The organism is Bacillus cereus group sp. RP37, assembly GCF_040459695.1.
Taxonomy (GTDB): domain Bacteria; phylum Bacillota; class Bacilli; order Bacillales; family Bacillaceae_G; genus Bacillus_A.
The window spans coordinates 5316279-5335551 of the sequence record NZ_JARVHP010000001.1 but is presented as its reverse complement, the minus strand read 5'-3'; the positions used below and the strand labels follow the sequence as shown (position 1 = coordinate 5335551).

The window sequence follows — 19273 nt, the reverse complement described above, 5'->3', positions numbered from 1 at the left end:
GATGTCGACTCAATATCTAAATTCTAATTTGAAAGTATTCTCTTTAAACTCTAATAAGGAACTTGCTGAGCAAATTGCAAAGCACATTGGAGTAGGACTAGGAAAATGTTCTGTTGATCGTTTTAGTGATGGAGAAGTTCAAATTAACATTGAAGAAAGTATCCGTGGTTGCGATGTATTCATTATTCAATCTACAAGCTTCCCAGTAAACGAACATATCATGGAATTACTTATTATGATCGATGCATTAAAGCGTGCATCTGCAAAAACAATTAATATTGTTATTCCTTACTATGGTTATGCGCGCCAAGACCGTAAAGCGCGTTCTCGTGAACCAATTACATCGAAACTTGTAGCAAACTTGCTTGAAACAGCAGGTGCAACTCGTGTAATCACTCTAGATTTACATGCTCCACAAATTCAAGGGTTCTTTGATATCCCAATCGACCACTTAATGGGTGTACCGATTCTTTCAGATTACTTTGAAACAAAAGGTCTTAAAGATATCGTAATCGTGTCACCTGACCACGGTGGGGTAACTCGTGCTCGAAAAATGGCAGATCGCCTAAAAGCACCAATCGCTATTATTGATAAGCGTCGTCCTCGTCCGAACGTATCAGAGGTAATGAACATTATCGGTAATATCGAAGGTAAAACAGCAATTTTAATTGATGACATCATTGATACAGCTGGTACAATTACATTAGCAGCAAACGCTCTTGTTGAGAACGGTGCTTCTGAAGTATATGCTTGCTGTACACACCCAGTATTATCTGGTCCAGCAATTGAGCGTATCCAAAACTCAAATATTAAAGAGTTAGTTGTAACGAACTCTATCGTATTACCAGAAGAGAAGAAAATCGACAAAGTACATGAACTTTCAGTTGCTCCACTAATCGGAGAAGCAATCATTCGTGTATACGAAGAAGAATCTGTAAGTGTATTATTCAATTAATTGGATAGAATGAGACGTAACCAAGATTGGTTACGTCTTTTCGTATCGAAAAGAGAAAGTAGTGGTACAAGAATGAAATTGATAGTAGGACTTGGGAACCCGGGTAGAGAATATGAATTAACAAGGCATAATATTGGATTTATGGCGATTGATGAACTTGCAAAGCGTTGGAACATTTCTTTAAACGAACAAAAATTTAAAGGAGTATTTGGTGCAGGATTTGTTAATGGAGAAAAAGTAATCTTATTAAAGCCACTTACATATATGAATTTATCTGGGGAAAGTATTCGTCCGCTCATGGATTACTATAAAATTGATGTAGAGGACTTCGTTGTTCTGTACGATGATTTAGACATCCCTGTAGGTAAATTACGCCTTCGTATGAAAGGTAGCGCGGGTGGACATAATGGTGTGAAGTCAACAATTTCACATTTAGGAACACAAGAGTTTCAACGTATCCGCATGGGAATTGATCGTCCGAAAAATGGAATGAAGGTAGTAGATTACGTATTGGGACGTTTTACATCAGAAGAAATTCCGGATGTCGATCATTCTATTGAAAAAGCAGCGGATGCATGTGAAGAATGGTTAAATAAACCTTTTCTTCAAATCATGAATACTTTCAATAGTTAAGGATATGATTAGGAATATTTTGTTTTATTTTTACCCATACTAGTAGTAATTGGATATTTAGGAGGCTAGTATGGAAGGGTATTATTATTGCAGACATTGCGGGAGTGATGTAGGCTCCGTTACTGCAGAAAAAGTATATAGCGACGTTTTATTTCAACTAACAGAGCAAGAAGTAGTAGAGATGATTCATTTTCATGAGAATGGAAATATATATATAAAAACGATTTGTGAATCGTGTCAAGAAACGCTCGCATCTTATCCTGAGTATTATGAATATGAAAAATTTCTGCAATAAAATGTTGTCGCTTTGGCATGTCCAAAGCATTTTTCTGTTTTCTTTTTCCGAAATATTTGCATAAAATATAATGGCTTGCTCTTTATGTTGAGAGGAGTTTTGAAAATGATAGGTTTATTAGAGCAATTTTATAAAAATGAAGAGATCCAATCTGTTATTAATGGATTAGAAGATGGTTTAAAAGAGCAACTTGTATCAGGTATGGCAACCTCTTCTCGTTCGTTATTAATGGCGGCTTTATATAAAAAAACAAAAAAATCACAACTTATTGTGACGCATAATTTATATCAAGCACAAAAAGTGCATGAAGATTTAGTGGCGTTACTTGGTGAAAAAGATGTATGGCTATACCCAGTGAATGAATTGATAGCATCAGAACTTGGTGTTGCAAGCCCAGAATTAAAGGCACAACGTATTGAAGTATTAAATCGTTTAGCTGCAGGAGAGAGTGGGGTTATTGTAGCACCAGTTGCAGGACTACGCAGATTTTTACCAATGAAAGAATTGTGGAAGCAAAGGCAAATCGAAATCAATCTAGGGCAAGAGATTGATTTAGATACATTCTTGCACACTTTACATCATATTGGTTATGAGCGTAAGTCGATGGTAGAAGCTCCAGGGGAATTCAGTTTGCGCGGGGGAATATTAGATATTTATCCATTAACTGAAGAATTACCATTTCGTATTGAATTTTTCGACACAGAAGTCGATTCTATTCGATTATTTGATGTGGATGAACAGCGCTCTCAAGATAAAAAAGAACGTGTTAGATTTGGTCCAGCAACAGAGTTTTTATTTTCACAGGAAGAATTGAAATCGGGAATTAAGCATCTTGAGGAAGGCTTGACTAAGACGATGCAAAAACTTTCCGACGATAAATTGAAGACTACAGTGCTTGAGACGGTAAGTCATGAAATTGAGATGTTAAAAAACGGGCAAAGTATAGAACAGATGTTTAAATATTTATCTATTTTCTATAATGAACCTGCTAGTCTGATAGATTATTTACCAGAAGATGGTATTGTGATTTTGGATGAGATTTCTCGTATTCAAGAAACAGCATCACATCTTGAAACAGAAGAGGCGGAATGGTATATATCACTTCTTGGTGAAGGAACAATTATTCAAGATTTATCTTTCTCTCACTCGTTTGAAGAATTTCTTCATAATAAAAAAAGAAGTTTTGTATATTTAACTTTATTCTTGCGTCATATAGCACATACACATCCGCAAAACATTGTGAATGTGACATGTAAAACAATGCAAGATTTCCATGGACAGATGCAGTTGTTGAAAACTGAAATTGATAGATGGAACGAAGGGCATTTTACGACTGTTGTGCTCGGCACAGATGATGAACGTGTAAAAAAACTACAACATATTTTAAGTGATTATGATATTGAGGCAGATATTGTAGAGGGCACAGATATATTATTGCCTGGAAGGTTACAAATTGCTGTAGGTGATTTACATGCAGGATTTGAAATGCCGATGCAAAAGCTTGTTGTCATTACTGAAAAAGAGCTTTTCCATAAGAAAGTTAAAAAATCACAACGTAAGCAAAAGTTATCTAATGCTGAACGTATTAAAAGTTATTCGGAATTAAAAGTTGGAGATTATGTAGTTCATGTAAATCATGGTATAGGTAAATTCTTAGGTATCGAGACATTAGAGATTAATGGCGTTCATAAAGATTATTTGAATATTAAATATCAAGGCAATGATAAGTTATACGTTCCAATTGAACAAATTGACCAAGTGCAAAAATATGTAGGATCTGAAGGTAAGGATCCAAAAGTTTATAAATTAGGCGGAAATGATTGGAAGAAGGTCAAAACGAAAGTTGAAAAATCTGTACAAGACATTGCGGATGACCTAATTAAACTATATGCTGAGCGTGAAGCTTCAAAGGGTTATGCATATACACCAGATACAGCAGAACAACAAGAATTTGAATCTTCTTTCCCATATCAAGAGACGGAGGATCAATTACGTTCTATTGAAGAGATTAAAAAAGATATGGAACGCGGACGTCCGATGGATAGGCTTCTTTGTGGTGATGTAGGATATGGAAAGACAGAAGTAGCTATTCGTGCGGCATTTAAGGCAATTATGGATGAAAAACAAGTTGCAATTTTAGTGCCGACAACAATCCTTGCACAACAACACTATGAAACAATTCGAGAGCGTTTTCAAGATTATCCAATCAATATAGGATTATTAAGTAGATTCCGTACGAGAAAACAGCAAAATGAAACAATTAAGGGCTTGAAAGATGGTACGGTAGATATTGTAATCGGAACACATCGTATTTTATCTAAAGATGTTACTTATAAAGATTTAGGGCTTCTTATTATTGATGAAGAACAAAGATTCGGTGTAACGCATAAAGAAAAAATTAAACAATTAAAAGCAAATGTTGACGTATTAACATTAACGGCAACCCCGATTCCGCGTACACTTCATATGTCTATGTTGGGTGTGCGTGACTTATCTGTTATTGAGACACCACCAGAAAATCGTTTCCCAGTCCAAACGTATGTAGTAGAGTATAATCCAGCGTTAATGCGAGAAGCGATAGAACGAGAGCTTGCAAGAGGTGGGCAAATTTACTTCTTATATAATCGTGTGGAGGATATCGAACGAAAAGCAGATGAAATTTCGATGTTAGTTCCAGATGCGCGTGTAACATATGCACATGGGAAAATGAACGAAAGTGAATTAGAGTCTGTTATGCTATCGTTTTTAGAAGGGCAGCATGATGTTCTTGTAAGTACAACAATTATTGAGACGGGTGTAGATATTCCGAATGTAAATACGTTAATTGTATTTGATGCAGATCGTATGGGATTATCACAGTTGTATCAGCTTCGTGGGCGTGTTGGGCGTTCTAATCGTGTTGCATATGCCTACTTTGCATACAAACGTGATAAAGTGTTATCGGAAGTTGCAGAGAAGCGTCTGCAAGCGATTAAAGAATTCACAGAGCTTGGGTCTGGTTTCAAAATCGCAATGAGAGATTTATCAATTCGTGGTGCAGGTAACTTGTTAGGAGCCGAACAACATGGATTTATTGATTCTGTCGGATTTGATCTGTATTCTCAAATGTTAAAAGATGCAATTGAACAGCGTAGAGGAACAGATGGAGTTGAAAATACAGTTAATGTTGAAATTGATTTAGAAGTAGATGCATATTTACCAGATGCTTATATTTCAGATAGTAAACAAAAAATTATGATGTATAAACAATTTAGAGGTGTTTCTGCAATTGAGGATATTGAAGAGTTGCAGGAAGAGATGATAGATAGATTTGGTGATTACCCGCAAGAAGTTGGTTATTTATTACAAATTGCAAATATTAAAGTATTAGCAATGAAAGAACAAATTGAATTAATTAAGCAAAATAAATTTGAAGTAACAATCTTGTTCTCAGAACAAGCAAGCCAAAATATCGATGGTGGAAAATTATTCATGCTTGGAAATAGCTTCGGTCGTATGATCGGTCTTGGAATGGAAGGATCACAATTGAAGATTGTTATGAAAACGAATGGTTTAGAGACATCAAAATGGTTAACAATTGCTGAAAATTTATTAAAAGGCTTACCAGATGTAAAAAAAGAAGTAATAAATGCCTAATATAAGATAAAAAATACAATTCGACGTGCATAGAAGAACTAATGTGTAAAATACTATGTCTAACAGTTGGTGATTTTTACATGAACAGGTAAATTCACCACTTTGATCATCAGTAGAAAGTGAGGCAGCATTAGAATGAAAGCAACTGGAATCGTACGTCGAATTGATGATTTAGGTAGGGTAGTAATCCCGAAGGAAATTCGTAGAACTTTACGTATTCGAGAAGGAGACCCACTAGAAATATTTGTTGATCGCGATGGAGAAGTGATTTTGAAAAAATATTCTCCAATTAGTGAACTAGGTAATTTCGCAAAGGAATATACGGAAGCTTTATACGATAGCTTAGGACATAATGTGCTTGTATGCGATCGTGATTCTATTATCGCAGTAGCAGGCGTATCTAAAAAAGAATACTTAAATAAAAGCGTTGGCGATTTAATTGAGAAGACAATGGAAGAGCGTAAGTCTGTAATTATGACAGATGAAAGCGAAATTTCAATTATTGATGGAGTAACAGAAAAAGTGAGTTCCTATACAATTGGCCCGATTGTTGCGAATGGGGATCCAATTGGAGCTGTTGTTATCTTCTCTAAAGAGGCTATTATAAGTGAAGTAGAGCATAAGTCAGTAAATACAGCTGCAAGCTTTTTAGCGAAACAAATGGAGCAGTAAGGCTATATCGAATTTTAGAAGTAGCAATCTTTCCTAATTATGATATTTCTTCTTGAGAAATCAAATATTTGGAGATATATGTATATTGAATGAAGGTAGCGCTTTGCTACCTTTTTTCGTTGAACATTTCTATCGTTGCGTGAACGTATTATTACTCGTGTAGGCAAGGAAGCTTGTCCTTTTCTTTATGATATAATACGAGGGGTGAGAATAGAAAAAGGAGTTTTCTTGTATGGAATCGAGGAAGTATCAAGCCTTTTGGCGTGGGGCTATTATATTAACAATCGCAAGTTTTGTTACAAAGGTATTAAGCGCTTTTTACCGTATTCCATATCAAAATATAGCGGGTGATATTGGTTTTTATATTTACCAACAAATTTATCCGTTTTATGGATTTTGTTTAATTTTAGCTACTTATGGGTTCCCCATTATAATTTCAAAAATGGTTGCGGAACGATTAGAGCGAGGGAAAAAACAAGAAGCAGAAGAAATTATTTGTGTATCTTTTTGGTTTTTATTAGGGATTGGTTTCATAGGCTTTTTTACATTGTTCTTTGGTGCCGAAGCAATTGCAACAGCCATGGGCGATATACACTTAGATAAGCTATTACGTGTTATTTCCTTTTCATTCATATTGATGCCGTTTTTATCTGTAGCAAGAGGGTATTTTCAGGGGTTTAATAATATGGTGCCAACAGCTGTTTCGCAAGTGATAGAACAAACAATTCGCGTTTCTATTATTGTATTTTTATCTCTATTCCTCATTGCTCACGGATTTGATTTATATACAGTCGGTGCAGGTGCTATGTTAGGCTCAATCGCAGGCGGATTGATTGGGATTATCGTACTTGTACTTTATATGCGTCATGACTTTCGTTCCATATTCTTTAAAAGTGTAAAGAGAATTAGAGGGAAAAAGAGGATTATTAAGATCCTGTTTTGGCAAGGACTGGCGATTTGTGTTAGTAACTTAGTGCTTATTTTTATACAAATGGCCGATTCTGTTTCCTTCTATTCTTTACTTATTGGGGCAGGAGAGCAAGCTGAAAGTGCAAAGGTATTAAAAGGTGTGTATGACAGAAGTATCCCACTTATGCAATTAGGTACTGTTGTGACAACTTCTTTCTCGTTGTCACTTATTCCAATTATTACAGCGGCGAAGGAAAGAGGAGATCTTACCTTTATTCGAGAAAAGGTAAAGTTAGCAATGAAAATAACATTTGTTATCGGATTTGCAGCGGCCATTGGATTAACTTGTATTATTCAGCCTACGAATATTATGTTGTTTGAAAATAATAATGGGTCAGATGTTTTATCCATTTTATCTTTATCTATTTTATTTAGTTCATTGTCGATTACAACTGCTTCTATTTTGCAAGGGTTAGGACAAATATTAAAACCAGCGATATTCGTTATATTTGGAGGTTGTTTAAAGTTAGCTTTAAACTATATGTTAATGCCGTATTTTGGTGTGAAGGGAGCTGCAATTGCAACACTAGTTGCGTTAATTGTAATTTCTTTGCTAAATAGTGCATTACTTATGCGAGCTGTATCAGAGTCGCTTATCGATAAACGGAATATGTTAGGTGTAGTTATTAGTGGTATCGGTATGGGATTTGTATTAATAATGTTTATGCGTGTATTGAAAATGTCTGGATTAGTAATTGATACGGAACATAGAGGAATTGCGACACTTGAGGCGTTGTTAGGTGTAGCTATCGGTGGATTAACATATGTGTTTTTAATTTTAAAATTACGTGTATTTACAAAAACGGAAATAGGAACCGTTATGAAAAAAGAGAAAAAAGAAGGTTCATTGAAGAAGAGTGGATAGAGGTGGCAGGTTGTGAGTGGAATCATTACTATTTTAGGATTAGGTGCTGGTGAGTTAGATCAGTTAACGATGGGTGTATATCGGAAAATAAAAGAAGCAGATCATATGTTTGTTAGAACGAAGGAACATCCCGTTATAGAAGAGTTGGAGAAAGAAGGTATACAATATACAGCCTTTGACAATATATATGAAGCACATGATACATTTGAAATTGTATATGAAACAATTGCGAATACATTGCTAGAACAAGCTGAAGGCACAGAAATCATCTATGCCGTTCCAGGACACCCGCTTGTAGCGGAAAGAACGGTTCAGCTACTGTTGGAAAAAGGTGAAGCAGCGAATGTTGAGGTGCGAATTGAAGGTGGACAAAGTTTCCTTGATCCGATGTTTGCAAGTCTAAAGATTGATCCGATTGAAGGATTCCAATTAATTGACGCCACATCATTTGAAAGAGGACAATTAGAATTACGTCAACATTTAATCTTTTGCCAAGTTTATGACGCATTCGTTGCATCAGATGTGAAATTAACATTAATGGAGATGCTACCAGATGATTACGAAGTGTATATCGTAACAGCTGCAGGGACTTCATTTGAACAAGTTAAAAAGGTACCATTGTACATGTTAGATCATGAAACCGAGTTGAATAATTTAACGAGTGTGTACGTACCACCAGTTCAGGAACGTGCGTCCTTGTATCAACAGTTTGATGTGCTTAGAGAAATTATTGCAGACCTTCGTGGACCGAATGGTTGTCCGTGGGATAAAAAGCAAACACATCAATCTTTAAAGAAGTATTTAATTGAGGAAGCTTATGAAGTGTTGGAAGCAATTGATGAAGAGGATGATGATCACTTAGTAGAAGAACTGGGTGATATATTATTACAGGTTATGTTACATGCCCAAATCGGAGAGGACGAAGGTTGGTTCTCTATAGATGATATTATTCGAACTTTATCTGAGAAAATGGTTCGTCGCCATCCGCATGTATTTGGGAATACGGATGTAAATAATGCCGATGAAGTAATTGCTAATTGGGAAGAAATTAAAAAACAAGAAAAAGGATTCGTGAAAGAATCTGTTTTAAATGGAGTTCCAAAGAGCTTACCACAGTTACTACGTGCTTATGAAATTCAGAAAAAAGCTGGTAAGGTTGGTTTCGATTGGGTTGATGTACAACCGATGATAGAGAAAGCCTTAGAAGAATGGCAAGAGTTCCAACAAGAAGTTATAAACATGGATGAGGCGAAGATGTTAGGTGAATTTGGCGATTTACTATTTGCGTTTGTTAATATAGCTCGTCATTATAAAATAGATCCAGAAGAGGCGTTACGTTCAACTAATGAGAAATTCGTTGGTCGTTTCTTATACATGGAAGCAAAGGTAGCTGAAATGAATAAAGAAATGCAAGATTTATCATTAGAGCAGTTAGATGTTTTATGGGAAGAGGCAAAACAAACAGAGCGTTAATAGGGGGATTTCATATGCGTCTAGATAAGTTTTTAAAAGTATCACGTTTAATTAAAAGAAGAACATTAGCGAAAGAAGTAGCTGATCAAGGAAGAATATCAATTAATGGTCAAGTGGCAAAAGCGAGTTCAGATGTGAAAGTAGCTGATGAATTAACAATTCGTTTTGGGCAAAAAATAGTAACTGTAAAAATAAACGAATTGAAAGAAACGACAAAAAAAGAAGATGCAGCAAATATGTATAGCTTAGTTCGTGAAGAAAAAGTAAAGGCTGAAGAAGGCTTGTTCTAAAATCAATTATTCCTTCATACATTACTATTAGCTAGTATAAATGTATGGGGGGATTTACGTGAATAATGGTTACTCACCTATGTCTTCTAATCAACAAAATGTTTCTGTAGAGCATGATATTATTATGCGTGGCAGGCGTGTAATTGATATTACCGGTGTAAAGCAGGTAGAGAGTTTTGATAGCGAAGAGTTTTTACTTGAGACCGTAATGGGCTTTTTAACAATTCGTGGTCAAAATTTGCAAATGAAGAATTTAGATGTAGAAAAAGGTGTTGTATCGATTAAAGGGAAAGTTCATGAGATGCTGTATATTGATGAGAATCAAGGGGAGAAAACTAAAGGTTTCTTTAGTAAGTTGTTTAAATGAGTCTAACAATTCAGTTGTATACGATGCTCTCAATGATTGGAATGGGTGCTTGGATTGGGGCATCTTTAGATACATACCAACGATTTTTAAAGCGTCAGGAACGCAAACGTTGGCTTGTATTTATACATGATATACTATTTTGGATTGTCCAAGCATTATTCGTTTTTTATGTATTGCTGCTCGTAAATGAAGCTGAATTACGTATATATGTATTTTTGGCATTATTATGTGGTTTTGCGGCGTATCAAAGCTTATTGAAAGCACTATACATGAAACTGTTAAATTTTCTCATCTATATTTTTATGCAAACAACACATTTTTTTGTTCAAATTATAAAGCTACTCATGATAAAACCTGTTATTATTATAGCGCAGCTATTTATTGCATTTATATTATTCTTATTTCGTATACTGCTTTCAATTGGACATGTGTTATGGAAAATGGTGATTTGGATATTACTTTTCATATGGAAAGTTTTTTTCTGGCCTGTTCGATTTATTGCTTCGCTCATATGGAAACTTCTCCCTAATCGTGTTAAACTTTTTATAATGAAACATGTAGGGTTCCTGCAATATATAGCAAAATTGAAGGGACACATCTTCCAATTATGGGAGCGTATAAAAAAGAAGTTAGGGGGACCTCGAAAATGAGGGAACTGAGACAAAGAACAATCGAAAAACAGAGTCCAAATCCTGTTAAAAAGCATATAATACAAACGGATGAGAACAGGAAGCGACTTTATCGCCGTTTAGCGGTTTTTCTTGTCTTTGCTTTTACAATTATTGCGAGTATTAGTGTAACGTTTTATCAACAAAACAGTTCCATTAGAGCAAAAGAAGCAAAAGTTAAGGACATGAAAAAAGAACTGGATTCATTAACGAATAAAGAAAAAAGTCTAAAAGACGAAGTTCAAAAGTTAAATGATGAAGAGTACGTATTAAAGATTGCTAGAAGGGATTATTTCTTCTCTGGAAAAGGGGAGATAATTTTTCCTGTTTCTAAGTAGAGTATGTCTTATTGACACTATATTTTAGGATTATATATAATAAAGTAAAATTTGACTTTTTAACCACTAAGGAGGAGCATTTTTTTTATGTCAATCGAGGTAGGCAGCAAGTTACAGGGTAAAGTAACAGGTATTACAAATTTTGGGGCTTTTGTGGAGCTGCCAGAAGGCTTAACGGGTCTGGTTCATATTAGTGAAGTTGCTGATAATTATGTGAAAGATATTAACGATCACTTAAAAGTAGGCGACCAAGTAGAAGTAAAAGTTATTAACGTTGAAAAAGATGGTAAGATCGGTCTATCTATTAAAAAAGCGAAAGAGCGTGAAAAAACAGAAGGAGATCGTCCACGTGGTGAATACCAACGCGGTGGCGATCAACAACGTTCTGGACGTCCACAACGTAATCGTTCTTTCAACAGAGATAACCGTGGCGGCGGTAACGAACGAGCACCAAAAGAAACATTCGAGCAAAAGATGGCACGTTTCTTAAAGGATAGCGAAGATCGTTTAACTTCTTTAAAGCGTAACACAGAATCTAAACGTGGTGGCCGTGGCGCACGTCGCGGATAATCAGAACGTTTAATTCTTAGTATATAGAGAGGTGCCCAGGGCGATTGCTCGGGGTACTTTTTTATATGTGAAAATATATTTTTAAAAAAGTTTTCGAGATGTGTTGACTTTAAATTATATCTGAGGTAAGATACTAATTGTCCGTTAAATAAGACGACATGGCGGTGTAGCTCAGCTGGCTAGAGCGTACGGTTCATACCCGTGAGGTCGGGGGTTCGATCCCCTCCGCCGCTATATTTAATTTAACGGCCCGTTGGTCAAGTGGTTAAGACACCGCCCTTTCACGGCGGTAACACGGGTTCGAATCCCGTACGGGTCATCTAAAAAGATCATGCAAATTTGCATGATCTTTTTTTGTTAAATAAATTAAGACATACAACACTTCTACAAAATCACCCTATATTTTCTGAATGTTCTATTAAATTACTAAGAATAAATTACATACCGTGTATATATGTAGAGTTATTTCGAATAAAAAGTCGAACGATTATAAAAGTGAAAACTGTTGTTTTGACAAAAATCCCAATAATCATCTTTTATAATGACAGTAATTAAACTATGCAGGTGGTGTTAAAAATATGCCTAAAGCAGGAAGGAATACTATGAATACAAGTGCATTGGCAATGAATGAGAGTCAGCTTGGAGCAGTAAAGTGGACGAGTAAGTTGCGAATGAAGTTTGAGCAAGTTTTCTTTAGATGGGGATTTATTATTGTTGTTATTGGTTTTCTTTTGGGACGAGCATATATATTAACAAACATTTTACCGTTTGCACTGCCGTTTTTTGCTGCTGTTTATGTTATGAAGCGGGATAAAATGCCGCTCGCGTTCTTGGCTCTGATGGGGGGCGCACTTTCAGTTTCGATAGATAATTTATTCTTTACCTTTGCATCTATTTTTACTTTCTTCATTTATAATATCTTCTTTAGTCGGTTTACACGTAAAACTGTTGGACTTGTTCCGTTCCAAGTATTTATCTCCGCATTAACCGCACATTTAGTTGTTGTATATTTTGCGCAACAAACTGTCACCATGTACGATTTACTCGTTAGTACGATTGAGGCAGGGCTTAGCTTCGTATTAACTATGATATTTTTACAAAGTGTTCCGCTTTTAGTAGAAAGAAAGGGTAAACAACAAGCGCTAGAGACAGAAGAAATTGTTTGTTTAATTATATTACTAGCATCTGTTTTAACAGGTACAACAGATTGGTTTGTATATGACGCGTCTATTCAACATATTTTTACTAGGTACTTAGTGCTCGTGTTTGCATTTATCGCGGGGGCTGCTACAGGATCTACAGTGGGGGTCGTCACTGGATTAATATTAAGTTTAGCAAATGTCTCCAGTTTGTCTCAACTTAGTCTGCTTGCTTTTTCTGGGTTGCTTGGTGGTTTGTTAAAAGAAGGGAAGCGTTTAGGTGTTAGTTTAGGTTTATTGATTGGGACAAGCTTGATTACGCTATATGTAGACAAGCAAACAAACATTGTGACAACTTTAATTGAATCTGGTGTAGCAATTGCTTTCTTCTTATTAACACCGAAACTTGTTATGGATCGTATTGCTAAATTTATGCCAGGCACACAGGAACATTCACAAGATCAACAACAGTATTTAAGAAGGATGCGTGATGTTACAGCAAATAAAATCAATCAATTTGCCAATGTATTTGCTGCTTTATCTAATAGCTTTTCTGTATATGGATATGTGGAGGAAGAAGATAAAGAGACAGAAGCAGATTTATTCTTAAGCACAATTACTGCAAAAACATGTCAAACATGCTTTAAAAAGGACCAATGCTGGGTAGTTAATTTCGACAAAACGTACGATTATATGAAACAAATAATGAGTGAAACGGAAGAGGGGACGTTGCAACATAATCGCAAGTTAGTTCGTGAGTGGGACAAGCATTGTGTGAGAGGGAAGAAAGTGACGGATTTAGTAGCAGGTGAATTAGATCACTTCTATGAGGGGCAAAAATTACGAAAACAAATGAAAGAAAATCGTAGAATAGTAGCGGAGCAACTATTAGGTGTATCAAAAGTTATGGAGGATTTTGCTAAGGAGATACAAAGAGAGCGAGAAAATCATCAAGTGCAGGAAGAACAGATTCTGCAAGCGTTTCGTGATTTTGGTGTAGAAGTAGAGCATGTTGATATTTATTGTTTAGATAGAGGAAGTATTGATATTGAAATGTTGATTCCAGTTGCATCTAATGAACATGGAGAGTGTGAAAAGCTAGTTGCGCCGATGCTTTCTGATATTCTAAAGGAAAATATTGTTGTTAAACATGAAGAGAAATCTTCTTATCCGAACGGCCACAGCTTAATATCATTTGGCTCAGCAAAAACGTATTCTCTTGATACAGGGTTGGCCACAGCTGCAAAAGGCGGTGGGTTTGTTTCAGGTGATTCTTATGCGATGATGGATTTAAGTGTTGGTAAATATGCGCTTGCAATTAGTGATGGTATGGGTAATGGGCAAAGAGCTCATATGGAGAGTAAAGAAACGGTAAAATTATTACAAAAAATACTTCAATCAGGCATTGATGAGGAAATCGCGATTAAGTCTATCAATTCTATTCTTTCTTTAAGAACAACAGAAGAGATGTTTACGACGTTAGATTTAGCTATGGTAGATTTGCGAGATGCAAGTGCGAAATTTTTAAAGATTGGCTCGACGCCGAGTTTTGTTAAACGTGCAAATAATATTTTGAAAATTGAGGCAAGTAATTTGCCAATGGGAATTATTGAGGATGTTGAAGTTGATGTAGTGGGTGAACAATTAAAAACGGGCGATATTCTTATTATGATGAGCGATGGAATTTTTGAGGGAGCACAACATGTGGAGAATCATGAACTATGGATGAAGCGGAAAATTAAAGAGTTACAAACCGAAGATCCGCAAGAAATTGCTGATATCATTATGGAAGAAGTGATTCGCTCTGGTGATGGTTATATAAATGACGATATGACTATTGTTGTGGCGAAAGTGAAGAAAAATATGCCGAAGTGGGCTACAATTCCAATTGTAGGAATGCAGGCGCAATAAAGTGAAACTTTAATAAGTGGGGGCTTCATCCCCCGCTGATTATCAGCCCGCACCAATCGGGCTTTTACGGGCAGTTGATTCCCCCTAACTAACTTCTTTGCTTTCGCTGAATTTTGAGGTGGGGGTCTTACTACACGTTAATGCGGGATAAAGATTAAGAGTGATGTTTCCCTATCGCTGTTTTATTCTAAAAACCTAGGTAAATGCCTAGGTTTTTTTGCTTTAAAAGATAATGTTATTATTTTTGTGAATATGTACGGATGATGTAAGATAAAAATGTAATTTTTGTATATCTTTTTTTTGCACAATGTTTGTAAAAGTTGTACCATTATAAACAAGGTAACTAACGTTGCTGTTCTTGTTTAATGAAAGGTGATTACGAAGTTGAAAGATACATTTGTTGAAAAGGTAGATGACTTTGTAAAGCAGCATGATGTATTAAAGGAACGTTCAACAATTGTTGTAGGGGTTTCTGGTGGTCCTGACTCTTTGGCTCTTCTATATTATTTGTTAGAAAAAAGAGCAGCAAAACAGTTTAAAATTGTAGTGGCACATGTGGATCATATGTTTAGAGGTGATGAATCTCATGGGGACCTACAGTTTGTGCAGGACCTTTGTAAAGGGCTGGGAGTTATTTGCGAAACGATAAGGATTAATGTGTCGCAATATCAACAGCAACACGGAATGAATGCACAGGTTGCTGCTAGAGAATGCAGATATGCATTTTTGGAAAGAATAATGAAGAAATATGATGCGAGATATGTAGCTCTTGGACATCATGGTGATGATCAAGTAGAGACGATTTTAATGCGCCTTGTACGAGGGAGTACTCCGAAAGGATATGCAGGAATTGCAGTGAAGCGTCCTTTTCATAATGGATATTTAATTAGGCCGTTACTTGGAGTAACGAAGGAAGAGATTGTTGATTACTGTAATAAGCTAAAAATAATTCCCCGTATAGATCCAAGTAATAAAAAGGAAGTATATACAAGGAATCGATTACGTAAATATGTTCTTCCTCATTTGAAAGAAGAAAATTCACAAGTGCATGAGAAATTCCAAAAATTTAGCATGCAAATGCAAGAGGATGAGGCGTATTTGCAGGAATTAGCTTTTGAGAAAATGAATAAAGTAATTACAAAAAAAAGTGATAAACAAATTAGCTTATCAATTCCTGCCTTTGAATCCATGTCTATGTCTTTACAAAGAAGAGGGATTCAACTAATATTAAACTATCTTTATGAATATAAGATTCCATCTTCTCTTTCCTCTGTACATATTGACAAAGTGATTGAGTTTTTTAAGCGGACACAACCTTCGGGTTCACTTGATTTTCCAGGTGATTTAAAAATTGTTCGCGCATACGAAGAGTGCAGCTTTGGATTTAAACAAGGAATTGTTTCTCCTTTTTTACAAGATTTATCAGTGCCCGGGACAATTACGCTATCGAACGGGGATAAGCTTGTAACAGAGGTGAGCGAAGACATACCAAGTAACATGAATGAAACAGTATTTGTTGCTAAGTATAATGATATATCATATCCACTTCGTATTCGTTCTAGAGAAAATGGAGATCGCATGTCAATACAAGGTATGAATGGCACAAAAAAGATAAAAGCTATCTTTATCGAAGCGAAAGTACCAAGAGAAAAAAGAGAAGAATGGCCGGTCGTTTGTGATGCAAGTGGGAATATTATTTGGGTACCCTTGTTGAAGCGATCTGCATTTGCTATCTCGAAAGAGACGGCAAAGAAGGATAAATATATGATTATTCACTACAAAAGCAAGGAGTCTTCCGGGAGGATAATGAAATGATGAATCAAGATATCGAAAAAGTATTAATTTCTGAAGAACAAATACAAGAAAAGGTGCTCGAATTAGGCGCAATTATTGCAGAGGATTATAAAAACACAGTACCTCTTGCGATTGGCGTATTAAAGGGCGCGATGCCATTCATGGCAGATTTATTAAAGAGAACAGATACATATCTTGAAATGGACTTTATGGCTGTATCTAGTTATGGTCACTCTACCGTTTCAACAGGCGAAGTGAAAATTTTAAAAGACCTTGATACTTCTGTAGAAGGTCGCGATATTTTAATCGTTGAAGATATTATTGATAGCGGTCTTACGCTAAGTTACTTAGTAGACCTATTTAAATATCGTAAAGCGAAGTCTGTAAAAATTGTTACGTTATTAGATAAGCCGACAGGCCGCAAGGTAGATTTGAAAGCGGATTATGTTGGATTTACTGTTCCGCATGAATTTGTTGTAGGATATGGATTAGATTATAAAGAGCAGTACCGTAATCTTCCTTATGTAGGAGTATTAAAACCAAGCGTTTACTCAAATTAATTAAATACAGGCGTTACAATTGTATAGGAAAGTTTTTCTATGTTACGATTTACAATAGTGTTTATGCCGTGAGAGGAGGTTAGGAATGAATCGTATCTTCCGTAATACCATCTTTTATTTACTGATATTCCTAGTAGTAATTGGAATCGTGAGCTATTTTAATGGTTCGACGCAAAAAACGACATCAGTTAGCTACGATAAATTCATTACTAAACTAGAAAAAGGTGAAGTGCGTAATGTGCAACTTCAACCGAAAAATGGTGTATTTGAGGTAAAAGGACAATTTAACAACTCTAGCCAAGGAGAACAATTTGTTACTTATGCACCAAATACTGAGGAATTACAAAAGAAAATTAATGACAAAGCGCAAGGTGCTGAAGTTAAGTATCAACCAGCAGAAGAAACAAGTGCTTGGGTAACGTTCTTTACTTCTATCATTCCGTTTGTCATTATCTTCATTTTATTCTTCTTCTTATTAAACCAGGCTCAGGGCGGCGGTAGCCGTGTTATGAACTTCGGGAAAAGTAAGGCGAAGTTATATAATGACGAAAAGAAAAAAGTTCGTTTCAGAGATGTTGCTGGAGCGGATGAAGAGAAACAAGAGCTTGTTGAGGTAGTTGAATTCTTGAAAGATCCTCGTAAGTTCGCTGAAGTTGGTGCCCGTATTCCGAAGGGTGTTCTATTAGTAGGACCTCCAGGTACAGGTAAAACTTTACTAGCGCGTGCCGTTGCAGGTGAGGCTGGCGTTCCATTCTTCTCTATCAGTGGTTCTGATTTCGTAGAGATGTTCGTTGGTGTCGGTGCATCACGTGTACGTGATTTATTCGAAAATGCAAAGAAAAATGCTCCTTGTATCATTTTCATTGATGAAATTGATGCAGTAGGACGTCAACGTGGCGCAGGTCTTGGTGGTGGCCATGATGAGCGTGAGCAAACGTTGAACCAATTACTTGTTGAAATGGATGGATTCGGTGCAAACGAAGGTATTATTATCATTGCTGCAACAAACCGTCCTGATATTCTTGATCCAGCGTTATTACGTCCAGGTCGTTTTGACCGTCAAATTACAGTAGATCGTCCAGATGTAAATGGCCGTGAAGCTGTACTGAAAGTACATGCTCGTAATAAACCGCTTGATGATCATATCAACTTAAGAGCAATTGCAACTCGTACACCAGGGTTCTCTGGTGCTGATCTTGAAAACTTATTAAACGAAGCTGCTTTAGTAGCTGCGCGTCAAGATAAGAAGAAAATTGATATGAGTGACATTGATGAAGCAACGGATCGTGTTATTGCAGGTCCTGCTAAGAAAAGTCGTGTTATCTCTGAAAAAGAACGTAATATCGTTGCATTCCATGAAGCGGGCCATACTGTAATTGGTGTTGTCCTTGATGAAGCAGATATCGTTCATAAAGTAACAATTGTCCCTCGTGGTCAAGCTGGTGGATATGCAGTAATGCTTCCGAAAGAAGATCGTTACTTCATGACAAAACCAGAGTTACTTGATAAAATCACTGGTTTACTTGGTGGTCGAGTAGCTGAAGAGATTGTGTTTGGTGAAGCAAGCACAGGTGCTCACAACGACTTCCAACGTGCGACTGGTATTGCAAGACGTATGGTTACGGAATTCGGTATGAGTGATAAGCTTGGACCGATGCAATTCGGTAGCTCACAAGGTGGTCAAGTGTTCTTAGGAAGAGACTTCCATTCAGAACAAAACTACAGTGATGCAATTGCACATGAAATCGATGTGGAAATGCAAACTATTATAAAAGAATGTTATGCTCGCGCGCACCAAATTCTTACTGAAAAACGTGATAAGCTAGATATTATTGCGAAAACGTTACTTGAAGTAGAAACGTTAGATGCAGAGCAAATCAATCATTTATATGATTACGGCAGATTGCCAGAGCGTCCAACATCTTCAGATGATGTGAAAGTAAACATCAATATGAAGAAGGACGATGAAGAATCAGAAGATAAGTAAGAGATGAAGGAGTGACGATGGTCACTCCTTTTTTTATTTGTGGAACGAAATGAAGTAGAAAAAGAATTTAAATAAATTGGGTATTAAAAATTGAAATAGAGCGTAATCTTTTTGTAAAATGATGAGGATAGAAAAGCTGATTATATAAGTA

At 36.1% G+C, this 19273-nt stretch carries 16 protein-coding genes and 2 tRNA genes; all 18 read left to right on the top strand.

Annotated elements, in window-relative coordinates:
- Position 1 precedes the first annotated feature (1 nt).
- The 18 genes from QCI44_RS28065 to ftsH all read left to right on the top strand — a co-directional run bounded on the left by QCI44_RS28065 (position 2) and on the right by ftsH (position 19122).
- Entirely contained in the window at positions 2 to 955 is a 954-nt protein-coding gene (locus QCI44_RS28065; protein WP_000107420.1) for a ribose-phosphate diphosphokinase, read from the top strand.
- 72 nt (positions 956 to 1027) lie between these two features.
- Positions 1028 to 1588, top strand: a complete 561-nt coding sequence (gene pth / locus QCI44_RS28060) for an aminoacyl-tRNA hydrolase (protein ID WP_080118137.1) — start codon at positions 1028 to 1030, stop codon at positions 1586 to 1588.
- 70 nt (positions 1589 to 1658) lie between these two features.
- On the top strand, positions 1659 to 1883 hold the full coding sequence (locus QCI44_RS28055) for an anti-sigma-F factor Fin (RefSeq protein ID WP_016085305.1): 225 nt from the start codon (positions 1659 to 1661) through the stop codon (positions 1881 to 1883).
- Positions 1884 to 1988: 105 nt separating this feature from the next.
- Positions 1989 to 5519, top strand: coding sequence for a transcription-repair coupling factor (gene mfd, locus QCI44_RS28050; protein ID WP_016133440.1), 3531 nt, complete (start codon positions 1989 to 1991; stop codon positions 5517 to 5519).
- A 135-nt stretch (positions 5520 to 5654) separates the two neighbouring features.
- Positions 5655 to 6191: a stage V sporulation protein T gene (gene spoVT, locus QCI44_RS28045; protein ID WP_000648312.1), complete on the top strand. Its 537-nt coding sequence runs from the start codon at positions 5655 to 5657 to the stop codon at positions 6189 to 6191.
- 232 nt (positions 6192 to 6423) lie between these two features.
- A complete protein-coding gene (locus tag QCI44_RS28040; RefSeq protein WP_353811515.1) occupies positions 6424 to 8025 on the top strand; it encodes a putative polysaccharide biosynthesis protein in 1602 nt (533 codons plus the stop codon).
- Between the two features lie 12 nt (positions 8026 to 8037).
- Positions 8038 to 9498: a bifunctional methyltransferase/pyrophosphohydrolase YabN gene (gene yabN, locus QCI44_RS28035; RefSeq protein WP_016085302.1), complete on the top strand. Its 1461-nt coding sequence runs from the start codon at positions 8038 to 8040 to the stop codon at positions 9496 to 9498.
- A gap of 14 nt (positions 9499 to 9512) precedes the next feature.
- Complete coding sequence (locus QCI44_RS28030) at positions 9513 to 9788, top strand: RNA-binding S4 domain-containing protein (RefSeq protein WP_001234876.1); 276 nt, start codon at positions 9513 to 9515, stop codon at positions 9786 to 9788.
- Positions 9789 to 9846: 58 nt separating this feature from the next.
- Entirely contained in the window at positions 9847 to 10155 is a 309-nt protein-coding gene (gene yabP / locus QCI44_RS28025) for a sporulation protein YabP (RefSeq protein WP_001059101.1), read from the top strand.
- Positions 10152 to 10805 carry a spore cortex biosynthesis protein YabQ gene (gene yabQ, locus QCI44_RS28020; RefSeq protein ID WP_016085301.1) on the top strand — a complete coding sequence of 218 codons (654 nt, stop codon included), beginning with the start codon at positions 10152 to 10154 and terminating at the stop codon, positions 10803 to 10805. Before yabP ends, yabQ begins: the two co-directional genes overlap by 4 nt.
- The gene (gene divIC, locus QCI44_RS28015; RefSeq protein WP_016085300.1) at positions 10802 to 11161 is read left to right on the top strand and encodes a cell division protein DivIC; all 360 of its coding nucleotides are present in this window, start codon (positions 10802 to 10804) and stop codon (positions 11159 to 11161) included. The genes yabQ and divIC overlap by 4 nt, the downstream gene beginning before the upstream one ends.
- A gap of 87 nt (positions 11162 to 11248) precedes the next feature.
- A complete protein-coding gene (locus tag QCI44_RS28010; RefSeq protein ID WP_016085299.1) occupies positions 11249 to 11731 on the top strand; it encodes a S1 domain-containing RNA-binding protein in 483 nt (160 codons plus the stop codon).
- Positions 11732 to 11891: 160 nt separating this feature from the next.
- Positions 11892 to 11965 (top strand) — tRNA-Met (locus tag QCI44_RS28005).
- Between the two features lie 13 nt (positions 11966 to 11978).
- Positions 11979 to 12050, top strand: a tRNA-Glu gene (locus QCI44_RS28000).
- Between the two features lie 259 nt (positions 12051 to 12309).
- A complete protein-coding gene (gene spoIIE, locus QCI44_RS27995; protein WP_016085298.1) occupies positions 12310 to 14781 on the top strand; it encodes a stage II sporulation protein E in 2472 nt (823 codons plus the stop codon).
- A 384-nt stretch (positions 14782 to 15165) separates the two neighbouring features.
- Complete coding sequence (gene tilS / locus QCI44_RS27990) at positions 15166 to 16596, top strand: tRNA lysidine(34) synthetase TilS (protein WP_016085297.1); 1431 nt, start codon at positions 15166 to 15168, stop codon at positions 16594 to 16596.
- Positions 16593 to 17135 carry a hypoxanthine phosphoribosyltransferase gene (gene hpt, locus QCI44_RS27985; protein ID WP_000981838.1) on the top strand — a complete coding sequence of 181 codons (543 nt, stop codon included), beginning with the start codon at positions 16593 to 16595 and terminating at the stop codon, positions 17133 to 17135. Before tilS ends, hpt begins: the two co-directional genes overlap by 4 nt.
- A gap of 85 nt (positions 17136 to 17220) precedes the next feature.
- Positions 17221 to 19122, top strand: coding sequence for an ATP-dependent zinc metalloprotease FtsH (gene ftsH / locus QCI44_RS27980; protein ID WP_016085296.1), 1902 nt, complete (start codon positions 17221 to 17223; stop codon positions 19120 to 19122).
- Positions 19123 to 19273 lie beyond the last annotated feature (151 nt).